Source organism: Azospirillum largimobile (assembly GCF_977007025.2).
The window spans coordinates 858,737-877,349 of sequence record NZ_CDRMUA020000001.1 but is presented as its reverse complement, the minus strand read 5'-3'; the positions used below and the strand labels follow the sequence as shown (position 1 = coordinate 877,349).

The following is an 18,613-nucleotide window of genomic DNA, read 5'->3' as shown; positions in this document are numbered from 1 at the left end:
ATTCACCCGGAAGGAGTTGCGGAAAAACGCGCATCCCCCGGCAGTACGGCAAGCATACTCCTTCAACCTCGAAGTAATCCCTTGCGAAATTGTCACAGGGCCGCAGTCTTCACCGGGCGGGAAGAAGAAGATGCTTAACCATTACCAACGCTGAATGATGGGATGTCGCTGAATAGTTCAGGCGGCCACATCGACGGGTACGCGATCCTTGGTGGCAATTTCCACCGCACGGCTGAAGTCCCGCGACATGCTATCCGTCTCGAAGGCCAGATGGATGCGGTTGTGTTCCACCGCCTTGACCACGACCGCCGCCTCCGCCCCGTAGCGGTCGAGGCGCAGATGGCCGATGGTGCCGGCGAGCGAACGGCCGTCGGTCGCGGTCACCGGATCGATCATGGCGCCGCCGATGGACAGGTTGCGGACGGTCACCGCCAGACGGTCGCCGCCGATCAGAAGCGTTCCCGTCTCCTCCACCTGGTAGCGCGGCTTGCGCCGACGGTCGGCGTCGCCGGTGGAGGTGCGGACGATGCGCACCAGGACCTGCCGCAGGGACTCGATGGAGCGGGCGACGTCGCCGGAACCGTTCTTGACGTGGGTGGCCTGTTCGCCGGTGCGGTCGGCTTCCTCGGACACCGCAGCGATGCGGAACGACACCTCCTGCGCGGCGGTCGAGGTCTCCACCACGTTGCGGCTGATTTCCTGGGTGGCGGCCGACTGCTCCTCCATCGCGGCGGCGATGGACCCGGAGATGTGGTCGATCTCGGCGATGGTATGGCCGATCTCCTCCACCGCCTTCACGGCCTCGTCGGTCACGGCCTGGATCGCGGTGATCTGACGGGTGATCTCCTCGGTCGAGGACGCGGTCTGGTTGGCGAGGTTCTTCACCTCCTGCGCCACGACGGCGAAGCCCTTTCCGGCCTCCCCCGCCCGCGCCGCCTCAATGGTGGCGTTGAGCGCCAGCAGGTTGGTCTGGCCGGCGATCGACTGGATCAGGTTCACCACCTCGCCCACCTTCGCCACCGTCTCCGACAGGGAGCGGATGGTGGCCTGGGTGTGGTGGCCGCTCTCCACCGCGCGGCGGGTCACCGCGCTGGAATGGGCGACCTGGGACGAGATTTCGCGGATCGATGCGGCCAACTGCTCGCTGGCCGCGGCCACGGTCTGGGCGTTGGCCAGCGCTTGGCCCGCCGCCGACGCCACCGTCTGCGCATTGATGCTGACCCGCTCGGCAGAGCCGGACATGCCTTCGGCATCGTCGGCCATGGAGCCGGTGCGCTGGGCCACCTCCTCCACCGCACGGCCGGCCTCGCGCTCCACGGTCGACGCCATCGCCTCCAGGGCGCGGCGCCGCTCCTCGTCCGCCTGCCGGGCGCGCTCGACACGCTCCTGCACGGCGTAGCAGAGCCGGGCCTTCAGCCCGCGCAGCTGGCCGGCGACGGGATGGAACTCGGTCGCCGCCGGCAGGTCGATGATGTGGGCCTGATCGTTGCGGGCGATGGCGTCGAAATCACCGGAGAAGTCGGCCAAGGGCCGGCGCACCGTGCGCAGCAGCAGAAGCCCGCACAGCACCGCCGCCGCCAGCACGCCCATCCCGGCGGCCAAGGCGAACACCAGATGCCACTGGAAATCCTCCAGCGCCCCCTCGTACTCGGCCTTGGCGACGGTCAGCTGCAGTTGCAGCAGGTTCTTGTTGGTCTGGAAGGCCTCCTGGAACAGCGGCTCGACGCGGTCGCGAACCAGAACCTCCAGCCGCAGCGAATCGCCCTGGCGTGCCAGTTCCACCGCCGGCCTCAGGCCTTCGTTCAGGAAGGCGGCGCGCTGCTTGGCGAAACGTTCCGCCAGCACCGCCTCCTCCGGCGTCAGATAGGTGGTGAGATAGTCCGCCCACAGGCGGTCGATGGTGGCGATGTTGCCGGTGATCCGCGCCTCGCGCCCCGCCATCACCTTGGCGTCGGTGCCGTCGCGGGTGTCGATGATCAGGCGCTGCAGCGTCTGCACATTGTCGCGCATGTGGTCCAGAATCTCGCCGATCTGCACCGCCGGCACCGTCCGGTCCTCGTACACCGTCTTCAGCGAGGCGTTGCTGTCGGCCATGCCGCGCAGGGTGACGCCACCCACGACCAGCATCGCCAGGATCATGAAGGCGAAGATCAGGGTCAGCCGGCCGGTCACGCTCGCGGTCCAGCGCCTGAACGCCGCACCGGCGCCACGGCCCACCGCCTGCCCGTCGCGCACCATCAGATGGCGCGCCCGGCCCTCGCGGATATCGGCATAGAGCCTCTCCGTCGCCGCCACCTGCTCGCGCGAGGGCTTGGTGCGGATGGAGATGAAGCCGGTCACCTTGCCGTCCTCGATCACCGGCGTGACGTTGGCGCGCACCCAATAGAAGTCGCCGGACTTGGTGCGGTTCTTCACCAGCCCTTCCCACGGCCGCCCGTCCTTGATCGTCGCCCACAGGTCGGCGAAGGCCTCCTTCGGCATGTGGGGGTGGCGGATCAGGTTGTGCGGCGCGCCGATCAGTTCGGCCTCCGTATAGCCGCTGATGTCGACGAAGGCCTTGTTGACGAAGGTGATGCGCCCGCCTGTGTCGGTACGCGACACCAGCAGGACGCCGTCCTCCATCACGATTTCGCGGTCGGTGATCGGTTCGTTCACGCGCATGGACGGGGCCTCGTCAAACAAAGGGCTTGAGACAGGGGGGCACGAACAGGACGGCGCGACACCGCCGGACCGGGCGATTGCTGGGTACGGAGAGCGGGGAGCCTGTTCATCTACCCTGGGTGGATGCAGGTCCGCACTGACCCAGATCAAAAGAGCAAGAGGCGTGCCATGCACAACAGCCGGGCCCGAGAATGGCCTTTGGGGGAAACCCCTATGAACTCCAAGGGTCGTGCAGCGACGGGCATGCACCGGCAATCGTCGGGGCATGCAGCCGGCCTCGCAGTTTGCGAATAGAAACGCGAGAAAGCGGCCAAATTCCTAAAATGCAAAGTATCAAACACACCCCAAGGGCGGCGGATCTCTTTCAAAAGAAAGATCTTATAAAGAAAAAGCCCCTCTCTCGACTTGAGAGAGGGGCTTCAGGACTGCGGCGTATTGTCGCAGTGCCTATCGCTATACAGTCGAAGCCAACAGCTGGTCAGGACTTCGCCATCAGCTGTTCCAGCCAATGGATGTCGTAATTGCCGTCGATGAAGGCCTGCTGGGCAATGATGCGGTCATGCAGCGGCAGCGTGGTCTGGATGCCGCCGATCACATACTCCTCGATGGAGCGGCGCAGGCGCATCAGGCACTCGTTGCGGGTGGTGCCGTGGACGACCAGCTTGGCGATCAGGCTGTCGTAATGCGACGGCACGCGGTAGCCGTCATACAGCGCCGAATCCACCCGGACGCCCAGGCCGCCCGGCGCGTGATAGCCGTCGATCTTGCCCGGCGACGGCATGAAGGTCTCCGGATTCTCGGCGTTCACGCGGCATTCGATCGCGTGGCCTTCGAAGCGGATGTCCGACTGCCCGTAGCCCAGCGGCGCGCCGGCGGCGACGCGGATCTGCTCGCGGACCAGATCGATGCCGGTGATCATCTCGGTGATGGTGTGTTCCACCTGCAGGCGGGTGTTCATTTCAATGAAATAGAACTGCCCGTCTTCGAACAGGAACTCCATCGTGCCGACGCCGCGATAGCCGATGGCCGCCGCGGTCTTGGCCGCCAGGGCGCCGATATACTCGCGCTGCTCGGCGTTCAGGGCCGGGCTCGGCGCCTCCTCGATCACCTTCTGGTGCCGGCGCTGGACGGAGCAGTCGCGCTCGCCGAAATGCACGCAGGTGCCGTGGGTGTCGCCCAGGAGCTGGATCTCGATGTGCCGCGGATGGCCGAGATACTTCTCCAGATAGACCTCGTCGTTGCCGAAGGCGGCACGCGCCTCGCCACGGGCCAGCTGATAGGCTTCCTTCAGCTGGTCGGGGTTGCGGGCGACCTTCATGCCCTTGCCGCCGCCGCCCGCCGCCGCCTTGATCAGCACCGGATAGCCGGTCTCGTGGGCGATCTTCTCCGCGTCTTCCAGCGTCGTCACCGGGCCGTCGGAGCCGGGAACCACCGGAAGACCCTGCTCCATCACCGTCTTCTTGGCGGTGACCTTGTCGCCCATGATCCGGATATGCTCCGGCGTCGGGCCGATGAAGGTGAAGCCGTGCTCCTCCACCATCTCGGCGAACTGGGCGTTTTCGGACAGGAAGCCGATGCCGGGATGGATGGCGTCGACATTGGTGATCGACGCCGCCGACAGGATGGCCGGAATGTTGAGGTAGCTCTCGCGCGCAGACGCCGGTCCGATGCACACGCTCTCGTCGGCGAGGCGGACGTGCATGGCGTCGGCGTCGGCGGTGGAATGCACCGCCACGGTCTGGATCCCCATTTCGCGGCAGGCGCGGTGGATGCGCAGAGCGATCTCACCACGGTTCGCGATCAGGACCTTTTCGAACATCGCCAAGGGAATGCCCCGCTTACTCGATGATGAGGAGAACTTCGCCGAATTCGACCGGCTGGGCGTCGGACACCAGCACCTCGGCGACCGTGCCGCCGCGCGGGGCCTTGATCGGGTTCATGACCTTCATCGCCTCGATGATCATGATGGTCTGGCCGGCCTTGACCACGTCGCCCGGACGGACGAAGGGCGTGCCGCCCGGCTCGGCCGCCAGATAGGCGGTGCCGACCATCGGCGAGGTCACCGCGCCCGGATGGCTCGCCGGCTTGGCCGAGGCCGGAGCGGCCGCGGCGGCGACCGGGGCGGCCGCCAGGACCGGGGCAGCCTGGACGGCGACCGTCTGGGCGGCGGTCGGGCGGGTGACGCGGATGCGCTTTTCGCCCTCGGCGAACTCGATCTCGCTCAAGCCCGTCTCACGCAGGAGGTCCGCCAGCTTGCGGACCAGATCGCCGTCGATGTCGAAGCTCGCCATGATGTCAGTCGTTCCCGTTTCCTTAATCGCGGTCGATGATGTTCGCGATGGCGTCCAGCGCCAGAAGATACCCGTGCGGCCCGAACCCGCAGATCATCCCCCTCGCCACCGGCGAGATGTAGGAGTGATGGCGGACCGGCTCGCGCTTGAAGATGTTCGACAGATGGACCTCGATCACCGGCAGTTCCGACAGGATCAGACTGTCCATGATCGCGACCGAGGTGTGGGTGTAGGCGCCGGCGTTGATGACGATGCCGTCATTCTCCGTGCGGGCCTGCTGAATCCACGAGACCAGTTCGCCTTCGTGGTTGGATTGCCGGAAATCCACGGTCAGACCCAGCTGGTCGGCACGCTCGTGGCAGGCGGCCTCCAGGTCGTCCAGGGTCATCGACCCGTAGATTTGCGGCTCCCGCACGCCCAGCATGTTGAGGTTCGGCCCATTGAGGACCAGAATCGACGCGTCGATGGCCACGGCCCGCGCCCCTTTTCCATGATCGAAACCGCGCGTTTATAGCACGAAGCACCGTCCTGTCCATGGCGACGCGGGCCTTCGGCGCGGAAAAGCGTGGCCTGGGCCCCCGCTCCGCTTCGCGCCGGTCCCGTCCGCGCCGGCAAGCCGCCGGGGCTCAGGGGAGTGGCGGGACGGTGTGGCCGGACAGCAGTTCGCGGTAGACGCCCTGCGCCTTCAACGCCTTGAGCCCGTCGTTGAAGGCGGCGAGCGTCGTCTCGGCTCCCGGCGTGGCGCGCCCGATCACCAGATGGAAGGCGACTACGGCATAAGGGTGTTCCGAAACCCGGATGTCGTCCGCCAGTCCGGACCGGGCGATGGCGGCGGCGGCGCTGTACTCGTCGATGACGAGGGCATCGGCCCGCCCGGTCGCCACCATGCGCACGCAGGCCCCCAGGTCGGACGGGGTCTGCCGAGTCAGCTGCCCCTGTCCGACCAGCGCCTCCAACTCCGGCGGCAGGGCATAGCCCACCGGCTGGCAGACGGTCCGGCCGTGGAACCCCTCCAGGCCGCGGGGGTCGCGCACCGATCTCCCGTCGCCCAAGCGCCCATCGAAGGTCATCGCCGTGCGGTTCGACAGGTAGACGAACTGCCGCACCTCGATCACCGGGTCGGAGAACAGCACCTCCTGCTCCCGTTCCGGTGTGCGGACATAGGGAAAGGTGGCGAGGAAGCGGCCGGCGACCACCCCGTCGTATCCACGCTTCCACGGCATGAACCGGACATCGTAATGGCGGCCGGACACCGCGAAGGCCCGGCGGGCCAGATCGGTCACCAGCCCGCCGCCCGGCAACTCCTCCCCCGTATAGGGCGCGTAGTCGCCGCCGGTCACCAGGTCGAGGCCGGTATAGGGAGCCCGGACCGGCTCGGCACCGGATTCGAGCGCCTGCCCGCCAGTCGGCGCAGCGAGCAGCAGCGCGACAGCCGGAACGACGGCCAGCATGGCAGCGCCGGCCCTTTCCGCGACCTTTCCGCCCGCCATTCGAACGCCCATTCCTGCCCTCTCCCGCCCCTTCGCGGACCGTTAGTCATCGTCCGGAAGGTCCAGGGATCTAACGGCCTTTCCGTGATCCTGTAAAGAGCGGCCGGCGATCCAGGGTCACTCGGCGGCGGTGGCGGGGGTGGAGGCGGCCTCCCGCGCCCGACGGCCGGCCGGGTCGGTGTAGAGGTCGTTGATGCGTTGGACATGCACCGCCGTCGCTTCGCGGATGGCGAAGATCGCCTTGCGCGCCCTGCCGCCCCAGCCGGCCGGCTGCTTGGCGAAGATCGACCGGAAGAAGCGGGTGTTGGCGAGGAAGGCCTGCCGCAGGTTCAGGTCGACGTCGCCGAAGCGGTCGCTCAAGCTCGCGGCGACGCGGTTGGCGAAGAATTGCCGGATCTTGAAATGGCCGGCCAGGAACAGCCCGCCCAGCAGCAGAACGGTGCCGACCAGGCGTAGCGGCACACCGCCGTCGGGATTGTCGAACATCCAGCCGAGCAAGGCGCCGAACCCGCCGCCCATCGTCTGCACGACGGTTCCCAGCAGCGCCAGAAGGAGGACGCCCCAAACCGCATCGCCGATCAGCACCCGCCGGCGCCATGCCGCCATCGCCTCGCGCAGCTTGGGGATCACCTCGCCCTCCAGCTCCTTGGTCAGGCTGTCGATGGAGCCGATGATGCGATAGGCCCGCGCGACCTCCACCTCGTTGATGCGGGTGTGGAGTTCGGCAAGGTCGTGGTCGCGCCGGGCCTCATAGCGGGCACGGCGGCCGTCGTCCTCGATGGCGACGGAGGAGCGCTGGTCGTAGATGGCGTAGAAGCGGCCCGAAACCAGCCCGGCCTGGGCGATCGCCCGCTGCCAGGCGCCGAACACCGCCTCCAGATTGTCTTCCTTGGCCGTGGTGTCGACCTGGTTCAGGATGTAGCAGACCTTGCGGGCGTCGGCGCGGTTCACCGTCTTGGCGACCAGATGGCGCAGCGTGTCCTGCATGGCGCCCGGTTCGGGATGGCGGGCGTCGAAGAAGACCAGCACGAGGTCCGACAGCTCCACGATATGGTCCACCAGCCGCAGGACGGAGCGGCGCTGGTCGTCGGCGTCGAAACCGGGCGAATCGATGAAGATCTTGCCCTTGGTGCGCGGTCCGGCCAGCGTCTTCAGCTGCAGGTAGTTGTCGATCCGCTTGCCTTCGCCGGCCGCCACCTTCTCGATCTCGTCGGCGATGCGGTAGAAGGGAAAGCGCGGGTCCGCGTTCAGCGCGGTGCCCGGCAGCGCCTCCTTCCGTGTCTCCGGCCCGTGGCAGATGACGGTGAACTTGTCGTCGACCGCCTGGTTGCCGGTGTTCTGCAGAACCTCGCCGAGATAGCCGTTCAGGAAGGTCGACTTGCCGGCCGAGAAGGTGCCGAGCACCGCGACCATCGGCCACCAGGGAATGCGGGTGGTCAGCGATTCATGACGGTCGATCAGACCCAGCCCGGCCAGGATCCGGTCGAAGGCACGGAAGGTCGGGAGGACCGGCAGCAGGTTGGGGTTTTCCGCGCGCAGATGGGCATCCAGGGCCGCAAGGCGCTGCTGAAGGGCTTGCCGGGGGGTCATGGTCGGTCTGGTTCCACAATGGCACGGGGCACAGGGCACGGGGCGCGAGACTTGGGCCGGATGCGGCGGGGCGCCGGCCCGGTTCAGTCCGGCCCTTCTAGCACGGGCGGGGCGGCGCCCGGACATGAAATCTCCCTCATACTCCATGCGGGGGACCATCGGTGGGGCCGCATGGAAGGCGCGGCATCGGTGGAACAGGAAGCGGAAGCGGAACGTTGTCCTTGAATGGACAACGACGGCGGCATCGACGATCCCCCTTCCGCACCTCCCCTCCCCGCATCGGAGGAGGAGCACCGGCTGACCGCGGAGGAACTCGCCTTCCTGCTGCGCGATCCGGCGGCGAGAGCGCGCGAGACCGAGCGCGCCGCACGTTCCAACCGCAACCGCACCGAACGCCGCGGGGCTGATCCCGCCTATGCCGAGCGGCTGCGCGCCGGCGACCGCGAGCGCCAGCGCCGACGCCGTCTGCGCGAGTCCATAGGCCGTCCGGAGCCGTCCGGCTCCCCTGCGGTTCCCCTGCCCGACCTGACCGAGGCCGAAGCCGCCCGGCGCCTGACGCTTCATCTGGAGCGAAGCACCGATGCGCAGGCCGTGCAGTTGCGCCGCCGGCCGGAACGCATCCGGCTCTATGCCGAGGCCTTCGTCGTCTACCGCACCCTCTCGGCCGGAGGCGACCGGCCCACACGCGGCGCACTCGCGGCCCTGCTGAAGTCACGCTTCGGCCACAGCGTCACGCCCTCCCAGGTCCAGAAGCTGCGCGACCATGTGGAGGCGTTCGCCGCGCCCGGCGGGCCTTGGGCAACCCGCACCGCCGCTGCGCCGACACCTGTCCGAACGAAGGGCACCGCCAAGGCCGATACGGATAGTCACGCATCACGGCCGGAACGCCGGTGATTCCGGAGCCGGAACCCTCTCCGCAGGGCCGGTTAATATGGTTAATTATCTATTAACGCTTCCCTGGCCAACGATTCCGCCCTTTGCCCTGAGCACGGCGGCGCGTGACGTCTTGTATCGGGCTGAATCATATGAAAGATTGCTTTGCTTGCGCATGATTATTTGCCGCAACCAGAAGGTTTGCCATCACCATTTGTAGCAGTTCTAATCCAGTCTGGTTTCGAATGGTTGACGGCTGAATTTCGTAAGCTATCGATCCAACCATTGGATGAGTCGAAAGACACGGAGATTTCCGCCAAGGGATGGGTGTAGGGTGTGGACAAAGCGCTTGCGGAATTGACTCTGGCAACGCCGGGAATAATTCAAACCTGTAACAAAGCAACTCCTGCGAATGTTTCTACACCACCGATACCTATCGGAATATGGCGCCCGTATACCAATATTCAAAAGTTTTCTCTTGAAAATTGGAAAAGAACGTGCAAACAATCTTTTCATTCTCGCAAAGAGAGGCGATGGAAGACTGGCTATCGGAGACCAATGGACATGAGTGAACCGACGGCGCGCAAAAGAGGACGACGCGGATCGCCGGAGTCCTGGTCTGTGGATGCCCATGTCGGGCAGCGCGTGCGGATGCGCCGGACCTTGCTGGGGATGAGCCAGGAAAAGCTGGGCGAGGCCATCGGCCTGACCTTTCAGCAGGTCCAGAAATACGAACGCGGTTCCAACCGCATTTCAGCCGGAACCCTTTATCGCCTGGGCCAAGTCCTGGACGTTCCGGTCAGCTTCTTCTTCGACACCTACAACGATCCCGACGGGTCACGCCGCCGCCGCGGCTTCGAGGAATCCGACGACAACGACACGCAGATCAGCCGGCGCGAGGCGCGTCTGCTGCGCCTGTGGCGTGCCGCTCCCTCTCATGTGTCTGACGAGATGCTGTCTCTGCTCTCTGCCCTTTCCCCGGAAATCAGGGAACCACCGGAGGGATCCGGCGAGGATGGCGACGATGATGGCGAACCGCCGTCCTTCGATGGCGCTCCGCCGTCCGGCGACACCGGCCAGAGTGATGGCCGGAGCAGCGCGGTGACAGGCCCGATGATTGAGGCGGATGGAACCCGCGCCTCCAGCCGGGTGGTCCGCAGCGACACGCCACGGGTCAAAGCGGCCGGATCGGCCGATGCATCGGGCAAAGGCAAGGGGAAGCGCCGCCGCCATGGTGCGGTGTGGGACCCGACCGACATCCTCCGCGCGTCCAAACCGTCGCCCCGCAGTTGACGAAAGAAGGCCGTTGCCGGTTTCGCCAATGCGGTGAGTCTTCGCAGTCGCCCTATACGAAAAGCCCCGCATCGCCTGATGCGGGGCTTTTCAGTTCGAATGCCTAAAATCGGCAAGTCGCAAGCGCCGGCGCGCGGCCTTACCAGCTGCGCACGGGGCCGACGTCGAGGTGGACGAAACCACTGCGCGGGTAGAAGCCGACGCCGCCGCCCTGCATGGCCTTCGCCGTCTCGGAAATGGCGCGCAGTTGCGTGTCGGGAAGGCGGATGTCGATGGCCATGCCGCGGGTATGGTAGCTTTCCTTCGCCACCCCACGCGACCGGCGGCGCGCCATCGCATTGGTACGGCGGGAGCGGAAGCCGCAGATCACTTCGAAGGGATCGTCGGACCCGACGCTCTGGTGCACGCGGGCGAGCAAATCGAACAAGCGTGGGTCGTAGTGGCAGACCTGCTTGGCGCGGTGGTCGCGCAGGAGCACATCCAGCTTGCGCAGGGCATCGGGCTTGTAATGGCCATCGGCCCAATAGACGCCGTCGAAGCGCTCGTTGGTGTTGATGTTGTGAAGGCTGAGGCGCCGGACACCGCCGGCCAGAGGCGCCGCTTCGGCCGAACCCGATCCCAGAAGGACCGGAGCCGCCGTTACGCCGGTCACCACGCCACCCGTCACGACCCTGGCCGCGACGCTCGTCACCATCCCCGATGCGACCGGAACGGCCGCAGACACCGCCGCGGCGGCAAAACCCAGGAACCCGCGCCGCCCCATGGCCGGAGCGGCACGCTCGTCATCCCCCAAAAGCATCCCCGAACCTCGTCGTTTTGCGTTTTGGCCGTTCTACGATGTGGCCGTTTGGCGTCTGGCGGGTCGCTTGGCGCCCACGTTAGGTGTAAACCTTGTAACCAACGCTGTTTCGGAGCGCTCCGTCTGGCGGGAAACGTCTCCGAACGGCTATTCGTATAGGGAAGGTCATCTGCCTAGGCAATCAAAAAATTTCGCACTGTGACCTTATTGCATAGGCGAGGTCATAGGACGGCGACGGGAAAGCCACACTGGACGAGTGTTCGCTGAGATTTCGCTCCGTACGCCTCGCCTTCCATTATTGCGTTGCATAAATTGATCATAAGGGCCGTGCAGCACCCCTTCCGATGTGCAACAGGCCCGCCGCGACAGAGGGTTCCGACATGACCGTATCCGCCGACTTCCGCAAGCCCCGCAAGCTGGCCGTCCTGTACATGGCTGCCGCATCGGCGCTGGCGCTGCTCGGACCGGCGCCGGCGGACGCCCTGCCCTACCGCGATACGCTGACCCAATGGGCCGACCGGCTGGACGGCGCCGCGACGGAACTGGACCGCGCTCCAACCCAGGTCTCCACCCGCATCGGCGAAGGCGGGACGATCAAGCTGGGAAGCCGGGGGGAGCGGGTCGCCCGCCTGTCCCAGCGGCTGTTGGAACTCGGCTTGCTGCCGGCCGACAAGCTGTCCGACACCTTTACGACGGACGTCGACCACGCGGTGAAGGCTTTCCAGCTTTCGCAGCGGATGAAGCCGGACGGGCTGGTCGGCGCCGGCACCCGTGCCGCGCTGGACCGCACGCCGGCCGAGGCGGCAAGCCTGATGCGGCAGAGCGCGGCGGCCATGCGCAGCTTCCGCGACGCCGCTCCTGACAATGTGCTGGTGGTAAACCTGACCGACCAGACCACCACGCTGGTCCGCGGCGGGGAGGAAGAGCTGACGATGCGCGCCATCGTCGGCCGGCCGTCGCGCGAGACGCCGCTGCTGACCGATCGCATCACCCACATCATCGTCAACCCGACCTGGACCGTGCCGCCCACCATCCTGAAAGAAGACAAGCTGCCGATGCTGCGGGCCAAGGGGGTTCCCGGCATCCAGAACGCCATCGTCTATCTCGACGGGCAGGAAGTGGCCCCGGAAACGGTCGACTGGTACGGTGTCACTCCCGGACGGGTCCGCATCGTCCAGCAGCCGGGCGACCACAATGCGCTGGGCCGCTTCCGCTTCAACCTAACCAACCCCTACGACATCTATCTGCACGGCACCAACGAACCGCGCCTGTTCTCGCGGGAACTTCGCTCGATCAGTTCCGGCTGCGTTCGGCTGGAGGACCCGCGACGTCTCGCCGAGCTGCTGCTGCAGGGCACCACGGTGACGCCCGCGCGGATCGACCGCATGCTGGAAAGAATGCAGCCGCAATGGGTGAAGCTGGCGACGCCGATGCCGGTCCAGTTCGTCTATTGGATCGCGACCGTCGAAGCCGACGGCGCCGTCCGCCTGCATCCGGACATCTACGACCGGCTGGACGACGCACCGGCCACCGCGTCCGCTCCCTCGTCCGCGCCCGATCCGTCGGCGCCGGCCATTGCGCCCGCGGCCGCTCCTGCGCCGGCACCGGCAACCCAGCCGGCCGACACCGGCCGTGCCGCCGCTCCGGTGGACAAGTCCGGCACCGCCGAGGGCGGGCCGGCTGCAACGGAGAAGTCCCCGGCCTGACGGCCGGGGCATCCGATCGGACGGTGAGGGCTATGCCCGGCGGCGGGTTTTCTTGCTGCGGTTGGGCGGCACCGCGGTAGAGGCCGCTTCTTCCGGCGTGGGCCAGGCATCGCGGTCGCCGCGCATGGGCAGGCCGAACTCGTCGCCCTGATCGGCCAGCCCGGGCTGTTCGCCCTGGTTGGCGACGGCCAGCACCGGCTCCACCGGCTCGGTCCGCATCGCGGTCGCTTCCGGGCCGCCGGCCGGGTTGGGCTTCAGCGTATCCAGATAATTGTCCTGGATCGCAATCTCTTCGCTGGCCAGTTCCCAATTGGCTTCGGCGCGGCCCTCCGGCCGGCCTTCGCGTTCCCAGATCTCATGCGCGCGCCGACGGATGCGGCTTTCCAAATCCTCGGCCATACGGGTCCTCTCCTTCACGGCTGGGGTTTCCCCTAATGAACCCCGCCACTACCCTGCCGGTTCCGGTCCCGTCTTCGCACAGCGGTTTCGACCGGTATCCGGCCGCGCGGCATCCCACCGTTTCCGAATGGCAACGCCTGCCCGAAAACCGCCGGAATTGCCCCAATTCCGCCGCTTGTCGTTTGAATTAATACCTTTGGGATGATATTGCACCGCGATCAACCGGCGGTCCCGCAGATTGTGGCTGGGCCAAGCGACGGGACCGATATGTTGCGCATCTTCCGGCCGAACGCCGTTTCCACCGCCTCCCCCGTTCGGGCAGCCGGCGCCGTCCGCGACCTTGGCGCCGCTTCGGCCGCCGGGTTCCGGACCGGCCGTTCCGGCGGCGGCCTGATGAGCGCCGCGCTGCTGGCCTGCGTTCTCAGCCTGCCTGCCCTTCCCGCCGCCGCCGCGCCCGACACCCGTCCCCAGCGCCCGCCCACCGCCAAGGCGGAGCCGGAGAAATCCAGTGCCGCGCCCGCGAAGGCGGAAGACAAGCCGGCCAACGGGCCGGTTCTGCAACTGGGCATCTATTCCCGCGACGGCGACGCGTGGTGGAGTTGGAAGAGCCTGCAGCAGCGCCAGCCCGAGCTGGCCGCCGGCCTGACCGCGACCGTCACGCTGCTGGACGGCAAGAGCGAGGCCGGGGGCGTGGCGCTCTACGCCGAGGTGGCCAACGGGACCGATCCGAAGGTGCTGTGCCGCCGCATCGTCGGTGCCGGGTTCGGCTGCCTCGTCGTCGACCGTCCGCCGGCCTCGGCAACGCCTGCTAAGGCAGAGCCCCTACCGGCCGCCATCGCCAACGTCGCTTCCGCCAACGTCGCTTCCGGCGCCAAGGCTCCGGCCGCTGCCACGGTCACCGCACCGGCAACTACCGAACCGCCCAAGCCGCCGGCCGTGACCGTGGCCGTGGCGCCGCCCGCCGCGGCAACCGCCGAGGCGAAGCCGCAGCCTGCGGCCAAGCCCGAAGCACCGTCCGGGACGACGACCTCCGTGCTGGCGCCGATCGGTTCAGCCGCCGCCGCACCGCTGGCGCCCCCGCCTCCGGCGGTCGCCGCCGCCATCCCGCCGGCCGAAGGGCTGATCATCTACAACGAGGAAGACGCCCGCACGATGGCGGACATCGAGCAGCACAGCCGCCGCAAGGGCCGGCTCCGCTCGGTGATGCCCGATTCGCGCTATGACGTGATGCCGGCGACGCTGAAGAAGGAAAACTGGAACCTCTGCGCCCTGACCTTCGATGATGGGCCGCACCGCACGGTGACCCGGCAGGTCTTGGACATCCTGAACCGGGAGGGCGTGCGCGCAACCTATTTCCCGGTCGGCCGCATCGCCGAACGGCAGGGCGAGCTGATTCAGGATTTCGTCGCCGGTGGGCACGAGATCGGCAATCACAGCCTGACCCACTCCGACCTGCGCAAGATGGACACGGTCGCCGCGCGGTACGAGATTGCCGAGACCAACCGCATCCTCCGGGAATTCGGCGCCAACCCGGTGCTGTTCCGCCCGCCCTACGGTCGCTATTCGGAGGAGCTTCTGGCCGTCGCGCGCGAGGAACGCATGGGGTCGGTCCTGTGGTCCGTCGATACGCGCGACTGGCAGGTGCGCAACGCCGACAAGATCGTCAGCCAGATCAAGCTGGGCGGCATGCCGGGCAACGTCTTCCTGATGCACTCGACCTATCCCAGCACCGCGCAGGCTCTGCCGCGCGTGATCGCGGAGTTGCGGGCCAAGGGCTGCGAGTTCGTCACATTGTCGGAGTGGTTGGATCGCGCCCGCAATCTGGCTCTGCCGAAGATCATCAATGCCGGCATGCCGACACCCGCCGGCGGCGCCCCGGCCGACCCCCAGTAAGGAGCGGGATCGCCCTGCCGGGTGTCCCTATCGGGCGCGCCTAACGGGTGCTCTTGGCATCCTGCTGCTTACGGTTCTGGGCATATTGCCGGATCGCGCCTTCCACCTCCGGCGGCAGGATCGTCCAGGTGGCGCCGAAGGTGGGTCCCTTCACCTCCACCACCGCGACGGTCGCGGCAAAGGCGAATTTGCCGGCCGGATCGTCGACGCGCACCGACACGCGGGCATTCTGCCCGACGATCAGCGATCCGTCGAAGCCGCGGGCGACGAAGCCCTTGGGCGTCAGCGACACGATGGGGAAGCTCTTGCCGTCGCACTCCACGACACTGACCGCCATGCGGGCGGCCGGTTTGGCCGGCTTCTGATCCTTCACCGTGACCTTCAGGAAGTCGAAAAGCCCCATCCCGCGCCCCCAGAAAACCGCCCCGCACAGCCAGGGAACGGGCGAGTGCCGCCCATTTGCCATCCACCTGCCGTCCATGTCCCGCGATTAAACGCGGGCACGATGCCGGGGGCAATCGATTCCTGCCTTTGGGGTAGTCCGTTCAGGCAAAACCCTGAGTGGGTGGAAGCTCAGCGGCGCAACGTCAGCGGCGCAACGCACCTTGCATATCCGCCCAGGCGCGATGCGCCCGCCTGACCGACAGCAGGGCGAAAGGCAGCAGGGTGACGAGGACCATCGCCATTCCGGCCATGATCGACAGCGCCCCCAACGCGTCGGAGGCGGGAAGCCGTGCGGCCAGACCGGCCAGCAGATGGAGTATCAGCGCACCCAGGACCGACGTCGCCAGCAACGGGCCGATAAGGGCGGTCAGCAGGGCCATGGCGCCCGCCTGCCGGGGCTGTCCGGCATCCTCGCCACCGCTCTTCGGCCAATCGGACCGGACCGCCGAAGATCGGATAGTGGCAGACCGCACTGCCGGGTACGGCATGCCGGCGACGCCTCGCACAACGCTCCGCATGGGCACCTCCGTTCTGGCTGTTCTTCCGCATGCCCGTTCTACCGAACCAGACCGGCCACCCGACCGTATTGCCAACTGGATTGGTCGGGGTACCGAAGGAACCGGTGCGGGAACTATAGGATGCTTTTTCCGGCTTGGCTAAAATCCAAACCGATTACCCCCTTGCGCATGCCCCACGCTGCCTGTCTGCCTAAAGTACAGGCATCGAAGGTACAGGTTCGGAATGCGGGCACGCCATTGGCCATGGCCGCCGGCAGAACCCGCGGTCTCCACAGAGGCTGTGGATAACTGTGTGGGCAAGCCGTGGGCAGCCCCGATTCGCACTAGGCGATTCAAGGCCCCCGTGATGTTTGCCCAAAAATCAGGCATTTCTGTTAAGCACTTGATCCGTAAGAAGAAACTTCCATTCAGAGCCCCAGGGGCTTGGCCGGCGTGTCAACCGAAATCTGTCACATTCCGCCATGCCCCTGGATTTCACACCCGGTTGTGCCCTGTTGACAACTGCTTCCAAGGGCATTGCACCATCGTTACGGGTGGAGCGACCTTGGTCCGCCGCCCTATGACTTTGGTAAAGAAGCGGTTCCGCAACCTTTGTCCCGCCTAGCCGTCGGTCTTCACCCAACAGCGCAGCACCTCCGCCACGCTCCAGGCCTGGGATATGCAGCCCCGCGGGGCGAAGGGGGGTTCCGCATCGAAGATCTCGCTGATGGTTCCGATACCGCCCTCGTCCAGATGCGGCAGGAAGCCCTCCAGCAGCCGGCGCGCTCCCTCCTTGTCCTGCGGGTGCAGCTTCAGCCACGCATCGACATAGGGGCCGATCAGCCAGCCCCAGACAGTGCCCTGGTGATAGGCGGCGTCGCGCGCCCGCAGGTCGCCGAAGTATTTCGCCTTGTAGTCGCGGCAGCCGGGCGCCAGCGACCGCAGCCCGACCGGGGTCAGCAGGTGCTTGCGCACAGTCTCCACCACCGGCTCCCACCGCTCCCGTTCCAGCACCGGATGGTCGAGCGAGACGGCGAAGATCTGGTTGGGGCGGCAGGCGATGTCGTCGCCGTGCTCGCCATCCACCACGTCGAACAGGTGCCCCGCCGACGGACACCAGAACCGCGCGTTGAAGGAGGCGCGCGCCTGGTCGGCCAACTCCTCCAGCGGCCGGGCGGCAGTCTCGCCGTCCTCCTCGCGCAGCCAGTCCGTCATCAGGCGCAGGGCGTTGTGCCACAGCGCGTTGATCTCCACCGCCTTGCCCCGCCGCGGCGTGACGACCCAGTCGTCCACCTTGGCGTCCATCCAGGTCAGCTGGTATCCCTCCTGCCCCTGGCGCAGCAGCCCGTCCTTGGGATCGACGCCGATGCCGAACCGGGTGCCGCGGCGGTGGAAGTCGATCACCTCGCGCAGCTTCGGCAGCAGCAGGCGCAACGTGTCGCGGTCGCCGGTGACGCTCAGATAGCGGTGCAGCGCGTGGAAGAACCACAGCGTCGCATCGGCGGTGTGGTACAGCCCGCGATCCTTGCCGTCGGGGAACATGTTGGGGATCAGGCCGTCGCGGATGTAATGGCCGAAAGTGTGCAGGATCCATCCCGCCTCCATATGGCGGCCGGTGGCCAGCGTCAGCCCTTCCAGCGCGATCATGGTGTCGCGGCCCCAGTCGGTGAACCAGTGGTAGCCGGCGATCACCGTCCGCACCTCGTCCCCCTCGGCCCGTGCCCGCATCTGGTCGGCGACACGGCCGGCCGGCACGAACAGGAAGCTGTCGGCGGACAGCACCAGTTCCGCCATCGCACCGTGCCGCAGGCTGGGATGGGCGTTCTGGATGATGCGGCGGCGGCGTTCGGTCTCGAACCCCAGCACGTCGGTCGGCGGCAGTGCCTCCAGCCGCCACCACTCCTCGGTCGCGGCGGCGAAGGTGATGCTCTGTCCGGCCCCGACCTCGCCGCTGAAATAGCCGGGCGTCCACAGCGAGCCGCGGGCTTGGTAGCCGCGCTCGTCCTCGACCTGGTAATAGACCTCGCGGCGAATGCCGCCGTCGAGCGTCATCGGGAAGTCGCCGCCCTCGATCGCCATGCGCAGAACCGGCAGGTCGGGACCGGCCGACACCTCGTAGCGCTGCCCCGCCGCGGTGATGCGGTAGGCTCCGGCCAAGGGCTGGTCCACCGCCGATTCCAGCGTGCGGAAGGCCAGCACGGGCCGCAACCGCAACTGTACGGGCTCCTTGGCTTCCAGCACGCGGTAGGTGACATGGACGATGTTCTGGCCATGCGGCAGGACGACCTGCTTCTCGATCACCGCACCACCGGCCCGGAAACGCCAGACGGGAAGCCCCGCCTCCATGCGGAATTCCTGCAGGGCGGCGGTCTGCGCATCCTCCCGCGGGTTGCCGTTCGCCTCGCGGCTGCTCAGCCAGTATTCATGTCCGTCGGCGCCGACGACGACGTCGCTCAGCTGGCTCAACATCAGGACCCGGCCCAGCGGAGCCGGCAGCGCCGCGATCAGAAGCCCGTGGTAGCGCCGGGTCACCGCCCCCGACACGGCGCCTGAGGCATAGCCGCCGAGGCCGTTTGCGACGAGCCACTCCCGGGTTCCCGTACTGTCGGGACCGGTGGCCAGCACGTCGTGCGACAGGGTACGAACGAAATCAGCCATGGTGAGCCTACGATCTGCT

At 67.0% G+C, this 18,613-nt stretch carries 14 protein-coding genes and 1 pseudogene; 4 read left to right on the top strand and 11 right to left on the bottom strand.

From position 1 onward, the window contains the following. Positions 1 to 177 precede the first annotated feature (177 nt). From ACWPKK_RS04100 to ACWPKK_RS04075, 6 genes are all read right to left on the bottom strand, one after another. Positions 178 to 2,661 (bottom strand): methyl-accepting chemotaxis protein, encoded by a 2,484-nt coding sequence (locus tag ACWPKK_RS04100; protein WP_452001226.1) that lies wholly within the window; start codon positions 2,659 to 2,661, stop codon positions 178 to 180. 478 nt (positions 2,662 to 3,139) lie between these two features. Further along, positions 3,140 to 4,480 (bottom strand): acetyl-CoA carboxylase biotin carboxylase subunit, encoded by a 1,341-nt coding sequence (gene accC / locus ACWPKK_RS04095; RefSeq protein WP_324871846.1) that lies wholly within the window; start codon positions 4,478 to 4,480, stop codon positions 3,140 to 3,142. A 19-nt stretch (positions 4,481 to 4,499) separates the two neighbouring features. Further along, positions 4,500 to 4,952, bottom strand: coding sequence for an acetyl-CoA carboxylase biotin carboxyl carrier protein (gene accB / locus ACWPKK_RS04090; protein WP_452001224.1), 453 nt, complete (start codon positions 4,950 to 4,952; stop codon positions 4,500 to 4,502). Between the two features lie 22 nt (positions 4,953 to 4,974). Continuing rightward, positions 4,975 to 5,424: a type II 3-dehydroquinate dehydratase gene (gene aroQ, locus ACWPKK_RS04085; RefSeq protein WP_014247329.1), complete on the bottom strand. Its 450-nt coding sequence runs from the start codon at positions 5,422 to 5,424 to the stop codon at positions 4,975 to 4,977. Between the two features lie 154 nt (positions 5,425 to 5,578). After that, positions 5,579 to 6,442 carry a substrate-binding periplasmic protein gene (locus ACWPKK_RS04080; RefSeq protein ID WP_452001223.1) on the bottom strand — a complete coding sequence of 288 codons (864 nt, stop codon included), beginning with the start codon at positions 6,440 to 6,442 and terminating at the stop codon, positions 5,579 to 5,581. Positions 6,443 to 6,559: 117 nt separating this feature from the next. Continuing rightward, a complete protein-coding gene (locus ACWPKK_RS04075; protein WP_452001221.1) occupies positions 6,560 to 8,032 on the bottom strand; it encodes a dynamin family protein in 1,473 nt (490 codons plus the stop codon). 225 nt (positions 8,033 to 8,257) lie between these two features. On the opposite strand from ACWPKK_RS04075, the gene ACWPKK_RS04070 reads away from it, so the two are divergent. After that, complete coding sequence (locus tag ACWPKK_RS04070) at positions 8,258 to 8,926, top strand: hypothetical protein (RefSeq protein ID WP_452001219.1); 669 nt, start codon at positions 8,258 to 8,260, stop codon at positions 8,924 to 8,926. Between the two features lie 543 nt (positions 8,927 to 9,469). After that, positions 9,470 to 9,728, top strand: a pseudogene (locus ACWPKK_RS04065) (helix-turn-helix domain-containing protein); the annotation flags it as partial. Positions 9,729 to 10,337: 609 nt separating this feature from the next. On the opposite strand, the gene ACWPKK_RS04060 reads toward ACWPKK_RS04065, so the two are convergent. Then, positions 10,338 to 10,997, bottom strand: a complete 660-nt coding sequence (locus ACWPKK_RS04060; RefSeq protein ID WP_324871758.1) for a DUF882 domain-containing protein — start codon at positions 10,995 to 10,997, stop codon at positions 10,338 to 10,340. Between the two features lie 380 nt (positions 10,998 to 11,377). Between ACWPKK_RS04060 and ACWPKK_RS04055 the strand changes: the two genes are divergently transcribed. Further along, positions 11,378 to 12,703 (top strand): L,D-transpeptidase family protein, encoded by a 1,326-nt coding sequence (locus tag ACWPKK_RS04055; RefSeq protein ID WP_452001218.1) that lies wholly within the window; start codon positions 11,378 to 11,380, stop codon positions 12,701 to 12,703. 30 nt (positions 12,704 to 12,733) lie between these two features. Here ACWPKK_RS04055 and ACWPKK_RS04050 read toward each other — a convergent pair whose 3' ends face one another. Continuing rightward, entirely contained in the window at positions 12,734 to 13,102 is a 369-nt protein-coding gene (locus ACWPKK_RS04050; protein WP_310114261.1) for a DUF2934 domain-containing protein, read from the bottom strand. A gap of 267 nt (positions 13,103 to 13,369) precedes the next feature. Here ACWPKK_RS04050 and ACWPKK_RS04045 point away from each other — a divergent pair, with 267 nt between their 5' ends. Then, positions 13,370 to 14,995: a polysaccharide deacetylase family protein gene (locus tag ACWPKK_RS04045; RefSeq protein ID WP_452001217.1), complete on the top strand. Its 1,626-nt coding sequence runs from the start codon at positions 13,370 to 13,372 to the stop codon at positions 14,993 to 14,995. 40 nt (positions 14,996 to 15,035) lie between these two features. Here ACWPKK_RS04045 and ACWPKK_RS04040 read toward each other — a convergent pair whose 3' ends face one another. From ACWPKK_RS04040 to ACWPKK_RS04030, 3 genes are all read right to left on the bottom strand, one after another. Then, entirely contained in the window at positions 15,036 to 15,398 is a 363-nt protein-coding gene (locus ACWPKK_RS04040) for a hypothetical protein (protein ID WP_452001215.1), read from the bottom strand. A 184-nt stretch (positions 15,399 to 15,582) separates the two neighbouring features. Then, positions 15,583 to 15,819: a hypothetical protein gene (locus tag ACWPKK_RS04035; RefSeq protein ID WP_324871752.1), complete on the bottom strand. Its 237-nt coding sequence runs from the start codon at positions 15,817 to 15,819 to the stop codon at positions 15,583 to 15,585. A gap of 738 nt (positions 15,820 to 16,557) precedes the next feature. Then, positions 16,558 to 18,594 carry an amylo-alpha-1,6-glucosidase gene (locus tag ACWPKK_RS04030; RefSeq protein ID WP_452001213.1) on the bottom strand — a complete coding sequence of 679 codons (2,037 nt, stop codon included), beginning with the start codon at positions 18,592 to 18,594 and terminating at the stop codon, positions 16,558 to 16,560. Positions 18,595 to 18,613 lie beyond the last annotated feature (19 nt).